This window comes from Kluyvera georgiana ATCC 51603 (assembly GCF_001654985.1).
In the GTDB taxonomy this organism is placed as follows: Bacteria; Pseudomonadota; Gammaproteobacteria; order Enterobacterales; family Enterobacteriaceae; genus Kluyvera; species Kluyvera georgiana.
Window position 1 is genome coordinate 1 of the sequence record NZ_LXEU01000039.1, and the last position, 17,632, is coordinate 17,632.

Sequence of the window (17,632 nt, forward strand, 5' to 3'; positions counted from 1 at the left end):
GATGAAACTCGCCGGGCAGCAGGCCGCCGAGGGGCGCGGGCCGGGGAGCTTTGTCCCAGCCTTCCTCGATGCGCTGTATGCGATGCAGGCGGAGGTGGCGGTATGAAGCGCATTAACGCCTTGACCATCGCCGGTACCGACCCTAGCGGCGGCGCGGGCGTTCAGGCCGACCTGAAAACCTTCTCCGCGCTGGGTGCCTACGGTTGTTCGGTGATGACCGCGCTGGTGGCGCAAAACACCCGCGGGGTGCAATCGGTCTATCGCATTGAACCCGATTTTGTCGCCGCGCAGCTGGACTCGGTTTTCAGCGACGTGCGCATTGATACCACCAAAATCGGCATGCTGGCCGAGACCGATATTGTTGAAGCCGTGGCCGAACGGCTTGCGCGTTATCGTATCCAGAACGTGGTGCTCGACACGGTGATGCTGGCGAAAAGCGGCGATCCGCTGCTGTCCGCATCGGCGGTGGCGACGCTGCGTCAGCGTCTGCTGCCGCAGGTTTCATTGATTACGCCAAACCTGCCGGAAGCGGCAGCGCTGCTCGATGCGCCGCATGCTCGCGGCGAACGCGAAATGCTTGAACAGGGACGGGCGCTGCGGGCGCTGGGCTGTGAGGCGGTGCTGATGAAAGGCGGCCACCTTGACGACGCCGAAAGTCCGGACTGGCTGTTTACCGCCGACGGTGAAATGCGTTTTACCGCGCCGCGCGTAGTGACCAAAAACACCCATGGCACCGGCTGCACGCTGTCGGCGGCGCTGGCGGCGTTACGGCCACGTCACGCAAGCTGGCAGGAAACGGTGCCGGTCGCTAAAGCCTGGTTGTCCAGGGCACTGGCTCAGGCGGATACGCTGGAAGTGGGCGAGGGGATTGGCCCGGTACATCATTTCCACGAATGGTGGTAGCTGTCCCGTCTGCGTGCCAGCAGCGTGTGCGTTAAAACCGACAAAAGTTGGACATTCTGCGCCCCCGGTACCAGGCTTATCCTGCTCAAAAAATTGAGCAGGACATCCAGCCGACATGATGTCGGCGCTTACGGGAGCATAGCTATGACTGATATTGCGCAGTTGCTTGGCAAAGATGCCGACAGCCTTTTACAGCATCGTTGTATGACCATTCCAGCCGACCAGCTCTACCTGCCTGGCCACGACTACGTTGACCGGGTGATGGTGGATAATAACCGCCCGCCTGCGGTGCTGCGAAACATGCAGACGCTCTACAACACCGGGCGTTTAGCCGGCACGGGCTACCTGTCGATTCTGCCGGTCGATCAGGGCGTTGAGCACTCGGCCGGGGCCTCGTTTGCCGCCAACCCGCTCTATTTTGACCCGAAAAACATCGTCGAACTGGCTATTGAAGCGGGCTGTAACTGCGTGGCCTCCACCTACGGCGTGCTGGCGTCGGTTTCGCGTCGCTACGCGCACCGCATTCCGTTCCTCGTGAAGCTCAACCACAACGAAACGCTGAGCTACCCAAATACTTTCGATCAAACGCTGTATGCCAGCGTTGAGCAGGCCTTCAACCTCGGCGCGGTGGCCGTGGGGGCGACTATCTATTTTGGTTCAGAAGAGTCTCGCCGCCAGATTGAGGAGATCTCAGCCGCTTTCGAGCGCGCGCATGAGCTGGGGCTGGTCACCGTACTGTGGGCCTATCTGCGCAACCCGGCGTTTAAGAAAGACGGCGTTGACTATCACGTCTCCGCCGACTTGACCGGTCAGGCCAACCATCTGGCTGCCACCATCGGCGCGGATATCGTCAAACAAAAAATGGCCGAAAATAACGGCGGCTATAAAGCGGTGAACTTTGGCTATACCGACGATCGGGTATACAGCAAATTGACCACCGACAACCCGATTGACCTGGTGCGCTATCAGCTGGCGAACTGCTATATGGGCCGCGCGGGGCTGATCAATTCCGGCGGTGCGGCGGGCGGTGAGACCGACCTGTCCGATGCGGTACGTACTGCGGTTATCAACAAACGTGCTGGCGGCATGGGGCTGATTCTGGGCCGCAAAGCGTTTAAAAAATCCATGGCCGACGGCGTGCAGTTGATCAACGCCGTGCAGGATGTCTACCTCGACAGCAAAATCCCCTTCGCCTAGTCTACCGCCTTCCCATCCGCCCGGGTGGGAAGGCCGATCCCCTTCACACTTCGTTATCCTTTTGTGAAAAACATCACGCCCCCTTGTGCGCATGCCCAAAAAACAGCCGATTGTTAGCGCTATTTGTCCGTGGAAGCGCTGTTATTTTGTGCTTAGATTAGTCGTGAAACGCCTTTTCAATTCCCTAAAACCGTTTTATCGGATCAGTGTTGGACACAGGATTGTGACGCGATGAGCGGCAATCGAATGTTGTACTAAGGACACATAATGAAAATTGAATCTGTAAATGTCACCGTTTTCCAGCATCCTACCCGACGGGTCTCGGATAGCGCCGGGCACTCGCATCCGGGGCCAGAAAGCATGGCCAAAATGGCAATGCTGACGATTACCGCGGACGATGGCAGCAAGGGCTACTCGTTTGCACCACCGGAAATCGTGCGCCCGTTCGTGGTGAATACTTTCTTCCGTAAAGTGCTGGTCGGTCAGGATCCGTTCGACCGTGAGCGCATCTGGCAGGACCTGGTGCACTGGCAGCGGGGTAGCGCGCACCAGCTTACCGAACGCGCGTTGTCTTTCGTGGAACAAGCATTGTGGGACCTGATTGGGCGTAAGCTCAATATGCCGGTCTACAAACTGCTCGGCGGCTATCGTGACAAAGTCCCGGCCTACGGCAGCACCATGTGCGGTGACGACTTAGCCGGCGGTTTGTCCACGCCGGAAGAGTACGCGGTCTTCGCTGAAACGCTGGTGGCGCGCGGCTACAAGGCCATCAAGCTGCATACCTGGATGCCGCCGGTCTCCTTCGCGCCGAACCCGAAAATGGATATCAAAGCCTGCGCCGCGGTGCGTGAAGCGGTCGGCCCGGATATCGATCTGATGATTGACGGCTACCACTGGTACAGCCGCACCGAAGCGCTGTGGATTGGTAAAGAGCTGGAAAAACTCAACTTCGCGTGGTTTGAAGAACCGATGGAAGAGGACAGCATGTCGTCCTACGCGTGGCTGGCGGAAAATCTCTCTATCCCGATTATCGGGCCGGAAAGCTTCGGCGGTAAGCACCACAGCCGTGCGGATTGGGTGAAAGCGGGCGCGTGCGACATTCTGCGCGCGGGCGCTAACGGCGTGGGCGGCATTACGCCGACCATGAAGGTGGCGGCGCTGGCGGAATCCTTCGGTATGGACTGCGAAGTACACGGCAACGGCGCGGCAAGCCTGGCGGTGGTCGGCGCGATCCGTAACTGCCGCTGGTATGAGCGCGGCCTGCTGCATCCGTTCCTCGACTACGACCAGCCGGCGGCCTACCTGAACAGCATCATCGACCCGATGGACGCGGATGGCTTTGTTCATCTGTCTCAACGCCCGGGACTGGGCGAAGACATCAATTTTGCCTATATCGAAGCCAATACCGTTAGCCACGACTGACATATAACAAAGACAGGCGCGTACGGATTCGTAGCCTGTCGTACCCTACAGGCGACAGATAGATGAAAAAATCCTCCTTACTGGGAGCGTGTTTGCTCGCGCTCACGATGACGATGGGGAGCGGGGCGGCGTTGGCAAAAACGCCGCCGGATCAGCTCATCATCGGCATGAACATGAACAATCTGCTGACCCTCGACCCGGCCGCGATGACCGGTAATGAAGTGGTCGGTATCGTGGTCAATCTCTATGATTCGCTGGTTGAACTGGACCCAGAACAGCTGACCAACGTCGAACCGGCACTGGCCAAATCCTGGGACATCAGCCCGGATGGCAAAACGCTGACCTTCCATCTGCAAAACAACGTCAAGTTTCACTCCGGCAACCCGCTGACCGCCGCCGATGTGGTGTGGTCGATGCGTCGTATTCTGCACCTAAACCTCGCACAGGCGTCGGTGTGGAAGTCTTACGGCTTCAGCAAAAAGAACGTCGATAAGCAGGTGACCGCGCTGGACGACTATACGGTGCAGATTGTGCTGCCAAAGGCGAACGATCCGCAGCTGGTGATTTACTCGCTCGGCGCGCTCGGTAACCTCGGCGTGCTCGACAGCAAAACCGTGCAGAGCCATGAACAGGATAACGACTGGGGCAACAAGTGGCTGACCACGCACGAAGCCGGTTCCGGGCCGTTTATGCTGGAGACCTGGCAGGCCAAAGACGTGCTGCGCATGAAGCGTAACCCGGACTACTGGCGGGGCGAGCCGAAGATGAGCCGCGTGGTGCTGCGCCATTTCCAGGAATCGCAGACCCTGCGTCTGATGATTGAAAAAGGCGACCTCGATATTGCCAACAATATGGCGGTATCCGATATCAACGCCCTGCGCAAAGATCCGCAGCTTACCGTCGACGCGGTGCAACGCGGCACCATGTACTACGTGGCGATGAGCATGAAAGAGGCGCACTTCGCCAACCCGAAGGTACGTGAGGCGGTACGCTACCTGATTGATTATCAGGGGATTAACAAAGCGCTGATGCCGGGTTACGGCGTACTGCACCAGCGGCCAATCAAGGCGGGCATGCCGTCGACGCTGCCGGATCCGGGTTACCGCTTTGATCTCGCGAAGGCGAAAAAGCTGCTGGCGGAAGCGGGCTACCCGGACGGTTTTGATACCACCCTGCGCGTGCTCTCGGACCAGCCGTTCCTCAATATCGCCATTGCCGTTCAGTCGACGCTGATGCAGGCGGGGATCAACGCCAAAATCATCACCGGTACCGGCAACCAGATCTACGGCGCGATGCGCGAACGTAAGTTCGACATGCTGGTCGGTCGCGGGGGCAGCGGGATGGAGCCGCATCCGCACTCCAGCCTGCGCGCGCTGGTCTATAACCCGGACAACAGCGATGAAGCGCGACTCACCAACTTCCAGGGCTGGCGTACCGGTTTTTACGACAAACAGCTCAACGAGATGATTGATGGCGCGCTGCTGGAACGTAACCCGCAGAAGCAAATAGCCGATTACCAGGCGATTCAAACTCGTTTCGACGCGCTGATCCCGGCGATGATCCCCGTCTCGCAGATGGTGGATTCGGTGGTCGTGCGCAACGAAGTGAAAGACTACAAACCCCACCCGTCGGCGACCACCTTCTTGCGTGACGTCTACAAAGTGAGCGAAGGAGATAAAGGATGAGTACGGCAATTCTCGCGCCCGGCTCCCGGACCCGGCGCTTTTCAAAACGGTTGATGCAGGTGGCGATTACGCTGTTTGGCCTGCTGCTGCTGACCTTCTTCATTGGCCGCGTGATGCCCATCGACCCGGTTCTGGCGATTGTCGGCCCGGATGCCGACCAGAGCACCTATCAGCAGGTCTATCACCAGCTGGGATTTGACCAGTCGCTGATGACCCAGTTTGGCATTTACTTCGTCAACCTGCTGCACGGCGACCTCGGTAACGCGCTGCTGACCGGGAAACCGGTGACCGACGATATTATCCGCGTCTTCCCGGCGACCATGGAGCTGGCGACGATGGCGATTATCGTCGGCGCGGGCCTCGGCATTCCGCTGGGCGTGCTGGCGGCGGCGCGTCGTAACAGTATTTCCGACTACGTGGTGCGCATTATCAGCCTCGCCGGTTATTCCACGCCGATTTTCTGGGTGGGGATGATGGGGCTGCTGGTGTTTTACGCCTGGCTCGGCTGGGTGGGCGGCGCCGGGCGCGTGGATCTGGGGCTGGACGGCATCGTGCCGCGCCGTACCGGGCTGATGACCGTGGATGCGCTGCTGGCAGGGAACAGCGAGGTGTTCTGGAATGCCATTAATCACCTGATTCTGCCTGCCGCGCTGCTGGGCTTCCACTCGCTGGCTTACATCAGCCGTATGACCCGCAGCTTTATGCTGGCGCAGCTGTCGCAGGAGTTCATCATCACCGCCCGCGTGAAAGGGCTGACCGAGCGTCAGGTGATCTGGAATCACGCGTTTCGCAACATCCTCGTGCAGCTGCTGACGGTGGTGGCGCTGGCCTACGGTTCGCTGCTGGAGGGGGCGGTACTGATTGAAACCGTCTTCTCCTGGCCGGGCTTTGGCTCCTATCTCACCGGCAGCCTGCTGCTGGGCGATATGAATGCGGTGATGGGCTGCGTACTGCTGGTTGGGGTGATCTTCGTGATGCTCAACCTGCTGTCCGACATGCTGTATCAATTCTTCGATCCGAGGACAAAATCATGACGGTTTCTCTGGATACTTCCCTTTCAGGCGCTAGCGGCGAAGGCCGCCAGCGGTTGGTCCGCGCACTGGCACGAGCGGGTGGCTTTATTGGCAAGATGGCGCGTAACCCGTTAACGGCGATTGGCGGCGGGATTATCTTCCTGCTGCTGGTGGTGGCGATTTTCGCGCCGCTGATTGCGCCCTATAACCCGCTGGTGCAGGACTTAAGCAACGCGCTTACCGCGCCGAATGCGCAGCACTGGTTTGGCACCGACGAGTTTGGTCGCGATATCTTCAGCCGTCTGGTGTATGGCTCGCGCATCACGCTGTACATCGTGCTGCTGGTGTCGGTCACCGTCGGCCCGCTGGGGCTGCTGCTTGGCGTCTGCGCGGGCTATTTCGGCGGCAAGGTAGACATGGTGCTGATGCGCGTCACCGACATCTTTATCTCCTTCCCAAGCCTGGTGCTGGCGCTGGCGTTCGTCGCCGCCTTAGGCCCAGGGCTGGAGCACGTGGTGATCGCCATTACGCTCACCGCCTGGCCGCCGATTGCGCGTCTGGCGCGCGCCGAAACGCTGTCGCTGCGTCAGGCGGATTTTATCTCCGCCGTGCGCTTGCAGGGGGCCTCTCCGGCGAGGGTGCTGTGGCGTCATATCGTGCCGCTGTGCCTGCCGTCGGTGATTATCCGTATCACCATGAACATGGCGGGGATCATTCTGACCGCTGCCGGTCTTGGCTTCCTCGGCCTCGGCGCACAGCCGCCGGAGCCGGAGTGGGGGGCGATGATCTCCAGCGGCCGTACCTACATGATGGAGTGCTGGTGGGTGGTGACGATTCCGGGGCTGGCGATTCTGATCAACAGCTTAGCGTTCAACTTCTTAGGAGATGGCCTACGTGACATCCTCGATCCTCGCAGCGAATAACGCTGCACCGCTGCTCGACGTGCGCGACCTGTGCGTCGACTTCGTCAACGGCAACGCGGTCACCCATGCGGTGCGCGGCGTCTCCTTCCAGTTGGGGCGTGAAAAACTGGCGATAGTGGGGGAGTCCGGCTCCGGTAAATCCACCGTCGGGCGCGCGCTGCTGCATCTGCATCCGAAAAAGGCGCGTATCGAGGCAAGCTGCATGCAGTTTGGCGACATCGACCTGCTTAACGCCAGCGAAGCGCAGATGCGCACCATTCGTGGCAAACGGATTTCAATGATTATGCAGGATCCGAAATACTCGCTGAACCCGGTGGTGCGCGTGGGCGATCAGATTGCCGAAGCCTGGCTGACGCACCATCCGGGGCATAAGGCGGAGGCGAAAGCCAAAGCGCTGGAGATGCTCGACGTGGTGCGCATCCGTGACCCGCAGCGGGTTTATCACCTCTATCCGCATGAGATCTCCGGCGGTCAGGGGCAGCGTATCATGATTGCGATGATGCTGATTACCGACCCGGAGCTGGTGATTGCCGATGAACCGACCTCGGCGCTGGACGTTTCCGTACGTTTGCAGGTGCTGGGGCTGCTCGACGACCTGGTGAAATCGCGCGGGCTGGGGCTGATTTTTATCAGCCACGATATCAACCTGGTGCGCAGCTTCTGCGATCGGGTGCTGGTGATGTACGCCGGGCGGGTGGTGGAATCTATCGCCGCCTGCGAGCTCGACAACGCGAAGCATCCCTACACGCAGGGTTTAATCAGCGCGCTGCCGGATATGCACGATCGTCGCCCGGTGCTGCCGGTGCTACAGCGTCAGGCCTGCTGGCTGACGGATTAAGGAGTCATCATGATTGAAGTGAAAAATCTGAACCTGGTGTTTGGTGAGGGCGAGAAGCGCAACCAGGTGTTGTATGACGTCAATTTTCACGTCCAGCCCGGCGAAATTTACGGGCTGGTGGGGGAGTCGGGTTCCGGCAAAACCACGGTGCTGAAGTGCCTGGCCGGGCTGTTTAACCACTGGCAGGGCGAGCTGGCGATTAACGGTCAGACATTGGATCACGCCATCAGCCGCGAACGCTGCCGTAAGGTGCAGATGGTGTTTCAGGATCCTTATGGCTCTCTGCATCCGCGCCATACCATCGGCGACATTCTGGAAGAGCCGCTGCAAATACACGCTATCGGCGAGCGCGACCGCCGCATCAACACGCTGCTCGACCGCGTGGGGCTGAACCGGGCGTTTCGTGACCGCTATCCGCACCAGCTTTCCGGCGGCCAGCGCCAGCGCGTGGCGATTGCCCGCGCGTTGATTCTCGAACCGCAGGTACTGCTGCTGGATGAACCCACCTCGGCGCTGGACGTCTCGGTGCAGGCGGAGATCCTCAATCTGCTGGCGGAGCTGCAAAAAGAGTCGAACCTGACCTACCTGATGGTGACCCACGATCTGGGCGTGATTGCCCATCTCTGCCAGAAGGTGGCGGTAATGCAGTACGGCAAAATTCTTGAAACGCTTAGCGTTGACGCGCTGGTGAACGGCGAGGCCAAAACGCCGTACACCCAGATGCTGGTTAACGCCAGCCGCCAGTACACGCGCGAAATGGCGCGGGAGGTGGCGGCTTACTAGCCGTTGTCGGCCCGATAAGCGAAGCGCCTTCGGGCAGTTCGGCGCGGGTGCCGGATGGCGGCGTAAACGCCTTATCCGGCCTACCCCTATTTTTCCAATTTGCCTCTGGGAATAATAAAAAATGCATCAATCCGCATACCGTATCGCCCTACCGTTATTACTGTCTGCCTGTACCGCCTCCGCGCTGGCCGCGGAAACCATCGACCTGCGTATGTCCTGGTGGGGCGGCAACAGTCGTCATCAGGTGACATTGAACGCGCTGGAAGCCTTCCATCAACAAAACCCGGATATCAACGTCAAAGCGGAATATACCGGCTGGGACGGCCATACCTCGCGCCTCACCACGCAGCTGGCGGGCGGCACCGAGCCGGATGTTATGCAAACCAACTGGAACTGGCTGACGCTGTTCTCGAAAGACGGCAACGGTTTTTACGATCTCAATAAAGTGAAAGACGAAATCGGCCTGGACCAGTTCACCGCCAAAGATCTTCAGCCGGTGACGGTGAAGGGCAAGTTGAACGGCATCCCGGTCGCCATGACCGCGCGCATCTTCTACTACAACGACCAGACGTGGAAAAAAGCGGGCTTAAGCTATCCGCAAAACTGGGATCAGTTGATGCAGGCCGGGAAAACCTTTGAGACTAAGCTCGGCAAGCAATACTACCCGGTGGCCCCGGAGAGTCTCGGCGTGCTGGCGTTGCTCAACTCTTATATGGTGCAGAAATACAACATTCCGGCCATCAATGAGCAGAGCAAAAAGTTCAGCTACAGTGATGCGCAGTGGGTGGAGTTTTTCCAGCTCTATAAAACGCTGATAGACAATCACGTTATTCCCGACATGAAGTACTACGCTTCCTTCGGCAAGGGGAATATCTATGAGATGAAGCCGTGGATTGAGGGCGAGTGGGGCGGCGTGTACATGTGGAATACCGCCGTGACCAAATATTCCGATAACCTGAAACCACCGGCGAAGCTGGAGCTGGGTGGCTACCCGATGCTGCCGGGCGCCACCGATGCGGGGCTGTTTATGAAGCCGTCGATGATGCTGTCGATTGGTAAAACCACCCAGCACCCACAGGCGGCGGCAAAGCTGATTAACTTCCTGCTCAATAGCAAAGAGGGCGTGACGCTGCTCGGGCTGGAGCGCGGCGTGCCGCTCAGCAAAAGCGGCGTGGAGACGCTGAAGGCATCCGGCGTGATCAATGACAACGACCCATCGGTGGCAGGCATTAAGCTCGCGCTGTCGTTACCGGCGAAGGTCGGCGTGTCGCCGTATCTGGAAGACCCCCAGCTGGTGCAGGAGTTTGACAGCGCGCTGCAGTCCATCGACTACGGTAAGAAAACCGTCGCCGAAGCGGCGGCGGATTTCAAGCGTCAGTCGGAACGCATCTTAAAACGCGCGATGCGTTAACGCAGAAGCGGGCAGTCCGGCGGCAGGCGGCAGCGCAGCGCCGCCGGTAAAATCTCCATGCGGAACGAGGTCCCGCTCAGCGGCTCGCCGTCGAGGTTAAAGGTCATCTCATGTGATGCGGTGACCTCAAACCACGGCGAGACGCTATCCACCAGATTCTCTTTACCGTCGTCGCTGGCGAGCGTATTCAACAGCGCGGGCAGCAGCTCTTCGCCGGTGAAAATTCGCAGATGCAGCAGGCCGTCGTCAATCAACGCCTCCGGGCAAAGCTGTTGCCCGCCGCCCGCCTGGCGACCGTTGCCGATGCCAATTACCAGCGCGTCGCCCTGCCAGCTAAAGTTCTCACCACGAATTTCGCAGCGGTCGGGTTTCAGGGTATCCATGCGCATCAGGCCGTGAATCAAATACGAAACACCGCCCAGCGCGGACTTCAGCTTCTCCGGCGTTTCGGTGGTGATGCGCGTGCCAAAGCCGCCGGTTGCCATATTGATAAAGCAGGTTTCACGATTGACCTGGGCAATGTCCACCGGCACGTCACGACCGGCAATCGCCAGCTTGAGCGCGTTAGCCATATCGGTGGGAATATTGACGCTGGTGGCGAAATCGTTCGCGGTGCCGAGCGGCACAATACCGAGAGCGGGAACCCGCTCGCTGTCGCACTGAATCAGCGCCGTCGCCACTTCATTGATCGTGCCATCACCGCCGCCGGCAATCACCGTCGCCACCTGCAGTGCAACGGCTTCTTCGACGTAGCGTTCGGCATCACCTTTCTCCCAGGTGACGCGTACGTGAATCACCACACCTTCATCGCGCAGCTGCATGACCGCATCGCGCAGCTCGGGCGTACCGGCGCTTTTGCCGTTAAGTATCAATAAGCTTGCTGGAAAATCTGACATCCGTGAGGCCTCTTACAGGGGGATGTAAAGAGTGTAACAAAGGATACACAGATATGCCTGTTGTCTCTTGTAGGTGACAAACACCTTGCTCGTTTGTCTCTTATAAGTGACAATTAAAAACAGCAGAAGGAATGAGGGTAAAGGGATGTATAAATCTCAATTCTATCAGGATGAAAACGGTAATAAGCCTTTTAGTGATTGGCTGGCCTGGCTAAAAAAGAAGGATCGAATAGCTGCCGTAAAGATCGATACCAGACTAGACCGGGCTGAATCAGGCAATTTCGGAGACCACAAATTTGAAAGGGATGGCGTCTGGGAGCTACGTATTGATTATGGCCCAGGCTATCGAGTGTACTACTCCTTAGAAGAAGGGAAGATCATCCTTTTGCATATCGGCGGTACGAAGAAAACGCAGGCCGCAGATATTGATAAAGCAGTTGAATATCTTAGAGATTTTAAAGCGAGGGCTAAATGACAGCAGCGACTAAAAAAATGGAGACCATCGCCCCAGCGGTAGACCGTGACAAGCTCATGATTGAAGCATTTCGAGCCGATCCTGATTATGCCGACCTCTATCTAAAAACCGCGCTCGAGGAGATTAACGAGGAAGGGGGGTTAGGAGGGTTCCTTATCGCTTTGCGCCGTGTATTAGAGGCTCGGGGCGGGATTGCCGAGGCGGCGAAAAAAACGGGGCTGGCGCGTCAAAGTATTTACCGTGCGTTATCTGAAAAGGGGAACCCGACGGTTACGACGCTAGCTCAGCTCGCTGCGGTAGCGGGTTTACAGCTCACCTTAAGTAAGGCGTCGCACTGAACTTTGCACGTCTTTAATAAAAAAATAAGCCCGTGTAAGGGAGATTACACGGGCTAAGGAGGTGGTTCCTAGGTACAGCTAGCATTTATGGGTTATGTTTTTCAGCGAAGGAATAGTATCTGGAATCAATAATTCCGTCTGTGATCCATTTCTAAGAATCCTTGCTATTGAAACACAATATAAATGTACTAGCCGTTATGCGGATTCCGAGTGGATTGTCCTGAGAAATTACGCATCAGCAGGCCATACTCCAGCGCCATATCTTCCGGCACGGGTAACCATACGGTGTGGCCGTCGCCCGGCGCGACCGGCATCACTTCGCCTTTGGCGTTTTCCATATGCTCCAGCGTGAAGTTGACGTTGCCCTGCGGGGTCATCAGCTCCAGGCTATCGCCAATCAGGAATTTGTTTTTCACCGCCACCGCGGCCAGGTTGCCTTTACGCTCGCCGGTAAATTCGCCGACAAACTGCTGACGCTCGGAAACCGAATAGCCATATTCATAGTTCTGATAGTCGTCATGGGTATGGCGACGCAGGAAGCCTTCGGTATAGCCGCGATGCGCCAGGCCTTCCAGGGTTTCCAGCAGGCTGGTGTCGAACGGTTTGCCCGCGGCGGCATCGTCGATGGCCTTGCGGTACACCTGTGCGGTACGCGCGCAATAGTAGAAGGATTTCGTGCGGCCTTCAATTTTCAGCGAGTGCACGCCCATCTGCGTCAGACGCTCAACGTGGGCAATGGCGCGCAGGTCTTTCGAGTTCATGATGTAGGTGCCGTGCTCGTCTTCGAAGGCGGTCATGTACTCGCCCGGACGTTTGGCTTCTTCAATCATAAACACCTGGTCGGTTGGCGCACCGACGCCGAGGGTCGGCTCAACGGTTTGCACCGGAATCGGCTCATATTTGTGGACGATGTTGCCGACGTCGTCTTCTTTACCTTCCTGCACGTTGTATTCCCAGCGGCAGGCGTTGGTGCAGGTGCCCTGGTTCGGGTCGCGCTTGTTGATGTAGCCAGAGAGCAGGCAACGGCCGGAGTAGGCCATGCACAGCGCGCCGTGAACGAAGATTTCAATCTCCATATCCGGTACCTGGCTGCGAATTTCTTCAATTTCTTCCAGAGACAGTTCGCGAGAAAGAATAACGCGAGTCAGCCCCATCTGTTTCCAGAACTTCACCGTGGCCCAGTTGACGGCGTTCGCCTGTACCGACAGGTGAATGTCCATCTCCGGGAAGTGCTCGCGCACCAGCATAATCAGGCCCGGATCGGACATGATCAATGCATCCGGCCCCATATCCACCACCGGCTTCAGGTCACGAATAAAGGTTTTCAGCTTGGCGTTATGCGGCGCGATGTTGACGACCACATAGAATTTTTTACCCAACGCGTGGGCTTCGTTGATGCCGAGCTGTAGGTTTTCGTGATTGAATTCGTTGTTACGTACGCGCAGGGAGTAGCGAGGTTGGCCCGCGTAAACCGCGTCAGCGCCGTAAGCGAAAGCGTAACGCATATTTTTCAGCGTTCCCGCCGGGGAAAGGAGTTCCGGTTTAAACATGATTTTCTCGTTCTGATGACAGGTCAGATTCGCCGCACCTGATGCGGCGAGTTGGGGAGTGCCCCCACATTAAGGGCGGGCATTGTAGCGCTGTGGGGAGGCGAGGTAAAGCGCCGGGTCGTCGCGGGAGGCAACCCGGCAGAGGATCTCCCCATCAGGTATTATCTTTGACGGTCTCGCTGGTGCCGTTGGTTTTCACCGAGGCGATGCCCTTATCACGCGACTGTTCGGTCGCGTACAGTTGGCTGGTGCCAATGACCTGATGATTGCCCGCCTTCAGGTTGAAGTGGAATTTACCGTTGGTGGCCGTTTTCTTTTCATAATGCGCGTCCTGCGGGCTGTTGACCCGCACCGAGGCGATGCCTTTTTCCGCGGCCGCCCGGGTGGTGTACAGCTCGCTGGTGAGAATAATCTCCCCATTTCCCGCCTTCAGAACAAATCGAAACTGATCGTTGCTGCTTTTGCTTAATTCAAACCAACCCGCCATGGTGACTCCTTGATTAAATTAATAGCGTTGAACGTATCGACTAACACTATGAGTATGGGAGAAATTGGCGAAGTTGCGAGCAGAGGAGAAGTGAGAGCGGCGAGCGCGCGCCGCTCGAAGGCATTATGCCAGGCGGCAGGCGTCGGCTTCCCAGCGATAGCCTACACCGTACACCGCGCGAATAAACGACTGCTCGGCATCGAGCGATTCCAGCTTGCGGCGCAGGTTCTTAATATGGCTGTCGATGGTACGGTCGGTCACCACGCGGTAGTCGTCGTACAGATGATTCAGCAATTGTTCGCGCGAAAACACTTTGCCCGGCTCCTGCGACAGCGTTTTCAACAGGCGAAACTCGGCGGGGGTGAGGTCCAGCGGGCGATCGCGCCATGAGGCCTGAAAACGGCTTTCATCAACGATGAGCGGGCTTTGTTCGTCCAGCGTTTGGAGTTCGTGACGCGGCTTGCAGCGGCGTAAAATGGTTTTCACGCGCGCAACCACTTCGCGCGGGCTGTACGGCTTGCAGATATAGTCATCGGCGCCGATCTCTAAGCCCAGCAGACGGTCAATCTCTTCAATTTTGGCGGTCACCATCACCACGGGGACGTCGGAGAAGCGACGAATCTCACGGCACAGGGTCAAGCCGTCGGTGCCCGGCAGCATCAGATCCAGCAGGATGAGAGCCGGCGGCGTCTGATGCACGTACGGCAGCACTTTGTCGCCGTGGTTAATCAGCGTCGGCGCGTAGTGCGCTGCCAGTAAATAGTCGATGAGCAATTGCCCCAGCTTGGGTTCATCTTCCACAATCAGGATGCGCGGGGCGTTTTCATCAATCGGTAACTCGGTCATATTTCTCTCGGTATTACGCGTTCCAGCGGTAACTCTACTTTAATGCTAACCCCACCAAAAGGCGAATGCCCAACGTTGAGGTGCCCGCCGTGGGCGGTGACGATGTTCGCGCAGATGGCCAACCCCAGGCCCGAGCCGCCGCTGGCGCGGTTGCGAGAACCTTCGGTGCGGTAGAAACGTTCGCATAGCCTCGCCAGCTGCTCGTCGCTGACGCCGGGACTGCTGTCGGCGAACTCCAGCACGATGCTTTGTGGGAGCAGTTCGGTGCGAATCAGCACCTGGCCGCCGCTGTCGGTATAGCGCAGGCTGTTTTCCAGCAGGTTGTTGAATAACTGCATCAAGCGGTCCGGGTCGCCAAACACGGTGGCATTTTCTGCCAGCGCCAGATTGAGCGTCAGCCCGCGGCTGGCAAGACGTTCGCGGAAGGCATCGGCGGCGATTTCAATCAGGCTGATGATATCGACCGGCGATTTCTGGTAGGCCAGCGCCCCCTCATCGGACATCGACAGCTGATGCAGGTCATCGACCAGCTTGGTCAGGGTGGCGACTTCGGCCTGCAATGAGGTGACCGACTCCGGGGTGAATTTGCGTACGCCGTCCTGAATGGCCTCCAGCTCGCCGCGCAGTACCGCCAGCGGCGTGCGCAGCTCGTGGGAGATATCGGCCATCAGGTCGCGGCGCATCTGCTGGTTTTTTTCCAGCGTGCTGGCGAGCTGGTTGAAGTCCTGCGCCAGCCTGCCCAGTTCGTCGCTGCTGCTGACCGGGACGCGGGTGGAAAAGTCGCCCGCCGCCAGCTTGTGGGTGCCTTCTACCAGCCGCCGCACGGGGGCAATCAGCCCGCGTGCCAGCGGGAAGGTTGCCAGCGCCGCCAGTAATGTCGCCAGCCCGACGATAAGCCAGCTGGTGCGACGCTGCTGTTGATCGAAGTTGATATCGGTGTTGCGGGTCAGCCGCTCGACCGGTGAAGCGATCACCGCGCCGACCTCCATACCGTTGACGATAATGCCGCGCCGGGTGCCGTCGTGCGGCACCGCTTCGCGCGGGCCAACCAGCACGCGAGCGTTTTGGTCGACCACCCAGAACTGCGTGCGCCAGCCGTGCGGTGGCATGCCGCCGCGATCCGGGCCACGAGGTTGTTCGCCGTCCGGCCCCGGAGGGCCGGGCGGCTGGCGGTCGTCATTGTTGTCATGCTCAAATGAACGGAGGATCTGGAAAATAAAACGATCGTTATTGCGTAAAAAGCGCCAGTTTCCATGCTGCGCATACTGCTCAGCCAGCGCGTCGCTCAGCAGCTGCAACCGCTGCTCGTTGCCACGCTTGATATAGTCAATAAAGCCGCGCTCAAAGCTGATGCGCACGGCCCAGTGCATGCTGATCAGCAGCACGATGCAGGTGGCTAAGATGGCGAGAAACAGTTTGCCGGAAATACCCGGGCGCCATAATTTCACGGTCTACTCCTTCAGTTTGCGTCGGGCAATAACCACGTTTTTGCTGGTGTCGTCCGGCACGCGCGCGAAGACGAGAGCGGGAAGCGCAATAATGATGGCCATACAAATATAGGTGTACATAAAGACGTGATGCGTCGCTTCGCTGCCGATGGCGATATGCTGCTGGCCGAACATGCCCAGCAAAATCCCGGCGATGGTGACGCCGATACTCATAGAGAGCTGCATGATCATTGACAGCAGGCTGTTGCCGCTGCTGGCGAACTCGTCCGGCAGGTCTTTCAGCGTCAGGGTATTCATTGAGGAGAAACGGCTGGAGTTGACCATTCCCTGAATAAACAGCACCACCGGTAGCGCGTAGTACCAGCCTGCCAGCGCGGTGAACATAAACAGCAGGCTGATTAACGACAGCCCGAGCGTGGCGAAGACCAGCACATGGCGGTAGCCAAAGCGGTTGACCACCTGTACCACAATCCGCTTCATGCCCATGCTGCCCAGCACCATCGGGATCATCATTAGCCCGGCGTGGAAGGGGCTGAAGCCGAGGCCTATTTGCAGGAACACCGGCGTCATAAACGGCAACATGCCGCTGCCGATACGCCCGGCAAAGCTGCCCGCCAGCCCCAGCGAGAAGGTCGAGGTGTTAAACAGCTTGAGATTGAACAGCGCGCTGTCGTTGCCGCGCGCATGCCACAGATACAATCCAATCGACACGATACCGATGGCGACCAGCAGGCCCATTGTAAGCGATGAAATGCCAAGGCCTTTCTGGCCGTCGAGGGCTAAGGTTAACGTTGCCATGCCCAGCGCCAGCACCACGAAACCGGAAATATCAAATTTCCGCGTCTGGACGGTGTAGTTAGGCATCAACATCAGGGTGGCGATGCCGCCCACGATGCCAACCGGGATGTTAATCAGGAATATCCAGTGCCAGGAGGCGTATTCCACCAGAATACCGCCCAGCGCCGGACCGAGCAGCGGACCAACCTGGCCGGGTAGGGTCACGAAGGTCATCGCCGCCATATATTGCTCGCGCGGGACGATTTTCATCACTGTCAGCCTGCCGACGGGCACCATCATCGCCCCGCCAATCCCCTGCAGCACGCGCGCCATGACCAGCTCATTGAGCGTGCTGGAAAGTGAGCAGAACAGTGAACCGAGGGTGAACAGGATAATGGCGGTGAAGAAAATATTACGCACGCCGATGCGGTCGGCGAGCCAGCCGCTGGCGGGCAGCATGACGGCGACGGTCAGCACATAGGAGACCACCACCATGTGCATATGCAGCGGGCTCTCCCCCAGGCTTAACGCCATGGAGGGGAGGGCGGTGTTGACGATGGTGGTGTCCAGCGATTGCATAAAAAAGCCGAACGCCACGATCCAGAGTTGCCAGCGTACGTTAGCGGGTAGTTCAGTCATC

At 58.4% G+C, this 17,632-nt stretch carries 17 protein-coding genes and 1 pseudogene; 12 read left to right on the forward strand and 6 right to left on the reverse strand.

Features of this window, described 5'->3' with window-relative positions; translation table 11 throughout:
* The 10 genes and pseudogenes from M989_RS24505 to M989_RS08420 all read left to right on the forward strand — a co-directional run.
* Positions 1-106: pseudogene (locus M989_RS24505) on the forward strand (hydroxyethylthiazole kinase); the annotation flags it as partial.
* Positions 103-903, forward strand: a complete 801-nt coding sequence (gene thiD / locus M989_RS08380; RefSeq protein ID WP_064544233.1) for a bifunctional hydroxymethylpyrimidine kinase/phosphomethylpyrimidine kinase — start codon at positions 103-105, stop codon at positions 901-903. The pseudogene M989_RS24505 and the gene thiD, both read left to right, overlap by 4 nt.
* 144 nt (positions 904-1,047) lie before the next feature.
* Positions 1,048-2,100, forward strand: a complete 1,053-nt coding sequence (gene fbaB, locus M989_RS08385; protein WP_064544236.1) for a class I fructose-bisphosphate aldolase — start codon at positions 1,048-1,050, stop codon at positions 2,098-2,100.
* Between the two features lie 267 nt (positions 2,101-2,367).
* Entirely contained in the window at positions 2,368-3,522 is a 1,155-nt protein-coding gene (locus tag M989_RS08390; RefSeq protein ID WP_064544239.1) for a mandelate racemase family protein, read from the forward strand.
* 62 nt (positions 3,523-3,584) lie between these two features.
* A complete protein-coding gene (locus M989_RS08395) occupies positions 3,585-5,207 on the forward strand; it encodes an ABC transporter substrate-binding protein (RefSeq protein WP_064544242.1) in 1,623 nt (540 codons plus the stop codon).
* On the forward strand, positions 5,204-6,241 hold the full coding sequence (locus M989_RS08400) for an ABC transporter permease (RefSeq protein WP_062778702.1): 1,038 nt from the start codon (positions 5,204-5,206) through the stop codon (positions 6,239-6,241). The genes M989_RS08395 and M989_RS08400 overlap by 4 nt, the downstream gene beginning before the upstream one ends.
* The gene (locus M989_RS08405) at positions 6,238-7,143 is read left to right on the forward strand and encodes an ABC transporter permease (protein ID WP_064544245.1); all 906 of its coding nucleotides are present in this window, start codon (positions 6,238-6,240) and stop codon (positions 7,141-7,143) included. Before M989_RS08400 ends, M989_RS08405 begins: the two co-directional genes overlap by 4 nt.
* Positions 7,115-7,981, forward strand: coding sequence for an ABC transporter ATP-binding protein (locus tag M989_RS08410; protein WP_064544249.1), 867 nt, complete (start codon positions 7,115-7,117; stop codon positions 7,979-7,981). Before M989_RS08405 ends, M989_RS08410 begins: the two co-directional genes overlap by 29 nt.
* A gap of 9 nt (positions 7,982-7,990) precedes the next feature.
* A complete protein-coding gene (locus M989_RS08415) occupies positions 7,991-8,764 on the forward strand; it encodes an ABC transporter ATP-binding protein (protein WP_064544252.1) in 774 nt (257 codons plus the stop codon).
* Positions 8,765-8,885: 121 nt separating this feature from the next.
* Positions 8,886-10,175: an ABC transporter substrate-binding protein gene (locus M989_RS08420; protein ID WP_064544255.1), complete on the forward strand. Its 1,290-nt coding sequence runs from the start codon at positions 8,886-8,888 to the stop codon at positions 10,173-10,175.
* Here the strand turns inward: M989_RS08420 and yegS are convergent.
* The gene (gene yegS / locus M989_RS08425; protein WP_064544257.1) at positions 10,172-11,071 is read right to left on the reverse strand and encodes a lipid kinase YegS; all 900 of its coding nucleotides are present in this window, start codon (positions 11,069-11,071) and stop codon (positions 10,172-10,174) included. The two genes, M989_RS08420 and yegS, sit on opposite strands and share 4 nt — an antisense overlap.
* A gap of 145 nt (positions 11,072-11,216) precedes the next feature.
* Between yegS and M989_RS08430 the strand changes: the two genes are divergently transcribed.
* Both M989_RS08430 and M989_RS08435 read left to right on the forward strand, forming a co-directional pair.
* A complete protein-coding gene (locus M989_RS08430; protein WP_064544260.1) occupies positions 11,217-11,546 on the forward strand; it encodes a type II toxin-antitoxin system RelE/ParE family toxin in 330 nt (109 codons plus the stop codon).
* Positions 11,543-11,884: a helix-turn-helix domain-containing transcriptional regulator gene (locus M989_RS08435; RefSeq protein WP_064544264.1), complete on the forward strand. Its 342-nt coding sequence runs from the start codon at positions 11,543-11,545 to the stop codon at positions 11,882-11,884. Before M989_RS08430 ends, M989_RS08435 begins: the two co-directional genes overlap by 4 nt.
* A 188-nt stretch (positions 11,885-12,072) precedes the next feature.
* Here the strand turns inward: M989_RS08435 and trhP are convergent, their stop codons facing one another.
* The 5 genes from trhP to mdtD all read right to left on the reverse strand — a co-directional run bounded on the left by trhP (position 12,073) and on the right by mdtD (position 17,631).
* On the reverse strand, positions 12,073-13,434 hold the full coding sequence (trhP, locus tag M989_RS08440; RefSeq protein ID WP_064544267.1) for a prephenate-dependent tRNA uridine(34) hydroxylase TrhP: 1,362 nt from the start codon (positions 13,432-13,434) through the stop codon (positions 12,073-12,075).
* Between the two features lie 154 nt (positions 13,435-13,588).
* Positions 13,589-13,921, reverse strand: a complete 333-nt coding sequence (locus M989_RS08445; RefSeq protein ID WP_064544270.1) for a YegP family protein — start codon at positions 13,919-13,921, stop codon at positions 13,589-13,591.
* A 123-nt stretch (positions 13,922-14,044) separates the two neighbouring features.
* Positions 14,045-14,767 (reverse strand): envelope stress response regulator BaeR, encoded by a 723-nt coding sequence (gene baeR, locus M989_RS08450; RefSeq protein WP_064544273.1) that lies wholly within the window; start codon positions 14,765-14,767, stop codon positions 14,045-14,047.
* Positions 14,764-16,215 carry an envelope stress sensor histidine kinase BaeS gene (baeS, locus tag M989_RS08455; RefSeq protein ID WP_064544276.1) on the reverse strand — a complete coding sequence of 484 codons (1,452 nt, stop codon included), beginning with the start codon at positions 16,213-16,215 and terminating at the stop codon, positions 14,764-14,766. The genes baeR and baeS overlap by 4 nt, the downstream gene beginning before the upstream one ends.
* Positions 16,216-16,218: 3 nt before the next feature.
* Entirely contained in the window at positions 16,219-17,631 is a 1,413-nt protein-coding gene (mdtD, locus tag M989_RS08460) for an MFS transporter (RefSeq protein WP_064544278.1), read from the reverse strand.
* Between the last annotated feature and the right edge of the window lies 1 nt (position 17,632).

What these genes read in the sequence shown, in the direction of transcription:
- thiD (WP_064544233.1), top strand. Translation starts at nt 103, where the DNA reads ATGAAGCGCATTAACGCCTTGACCATCGCCGGTACCGACCCTAGCGGC.
- fbaB (WP_064544236.1), top strand. Translation starts at nt 1,048, where the DNA reads ATGACTGATATTGCGCAGTTGCTTGGCAAAGATGCCGACAGCCTTTTA.
- M989_RS08390 (WP_064544239.1), top strand. Translation starts at nt 2,368, where the DNA reads ATGAAAATTGAATCTGTAAATGTCACCGTTTTCCAGCATCCTACCCGA.
- M989_RS08395 (WP_064544242.1), top strand. Translation starts at nt 3,585, where the DNA reads ATGAAAAAATCCTCCTTACTGGGAGCGTGTTTGCTCGCGCTCACGATG.
- M989_RS08400 (WP_062778702.1), top strand. Translation starts at nt 5,204, where the DNA reads ATGAGTACGGCAATTCTCGCGCCCGGCTCCCGGACCCGGCGCTTTTCA.
- M989_RS08405 (WP_064544245.1), top strand. Translation starts at nt 6,238, where the DNA reads ATGACGGTTTCTCTGGATACTTCCCTTTCAGGCGCTAGCGGCGAAGGC.
- M989_RS08415 (WP_064544252.1), top strand. Translation starts at nt 7,991, where the DNA reads ATGATTGAAGTGAAAAATCTGAACCTGGTGTTTGGTGAGGGCGAGAAG.
- M989_RS08420 (WP_064544255.1), top strand. Translation starts at nt 8,886, where the DNA reads ATGCATCAATCCGCATACCGTATCGCCCTACCGTTATTACTGTCTGCC.
- yegS (WP_064544257.1), bottom strand. Translation starts at nt 11,071, where the DNA reads ATGTCAGATTTTCCAGCAAGCTTATTGATACTTAACGGCAAAAGCGCC.
- M989_RS08430 (WP_064544260.1), top strand. Translation starts at nt 11,217, where the DNA reads ATGTATAAATCTCAATTCTATCAGGATGAAAACGGTAATAAGCCTTTT.
- M989_RS08435 (WP_064544264.1), top strand. Translation starts at nt 11,543, where the DNA reads ATGACAGCAGCGACTAAAAAAATGGAGACCATCGCCCCAGCGGTAGAC.
- trhP (WP_064544267.1), bottom strand. Translation starts at nt 13,434, where the DNA reads ATGTTTAAACCGGAACTCCTTTCCCCGGCGGGAACGCTGAAAAATATG.
- M989_RS08445 (WP_064544270.1), bottom strand. Translation starts at nt 13,921, where the DNA reads ATGGCGGGTTGGTTTGAATTAAGCAAAAGCAGCAACGATCAGTTTCGA.
- baeR (WP_064544273.1), bottom strand. Translation starts at nt 14,767, where the DNA reads ATGACCGAGTTACCGATTGATGAAAACGCCCCGCGCATCCTGATTGTG.
- mdtD (WP_064544278.1), bottom strand. Translation starts at nt 17,631, where the DNA reads ATGACTGAACTACCCGCTAACGTACGCTGGCAACTCTGGATCGTGGCG.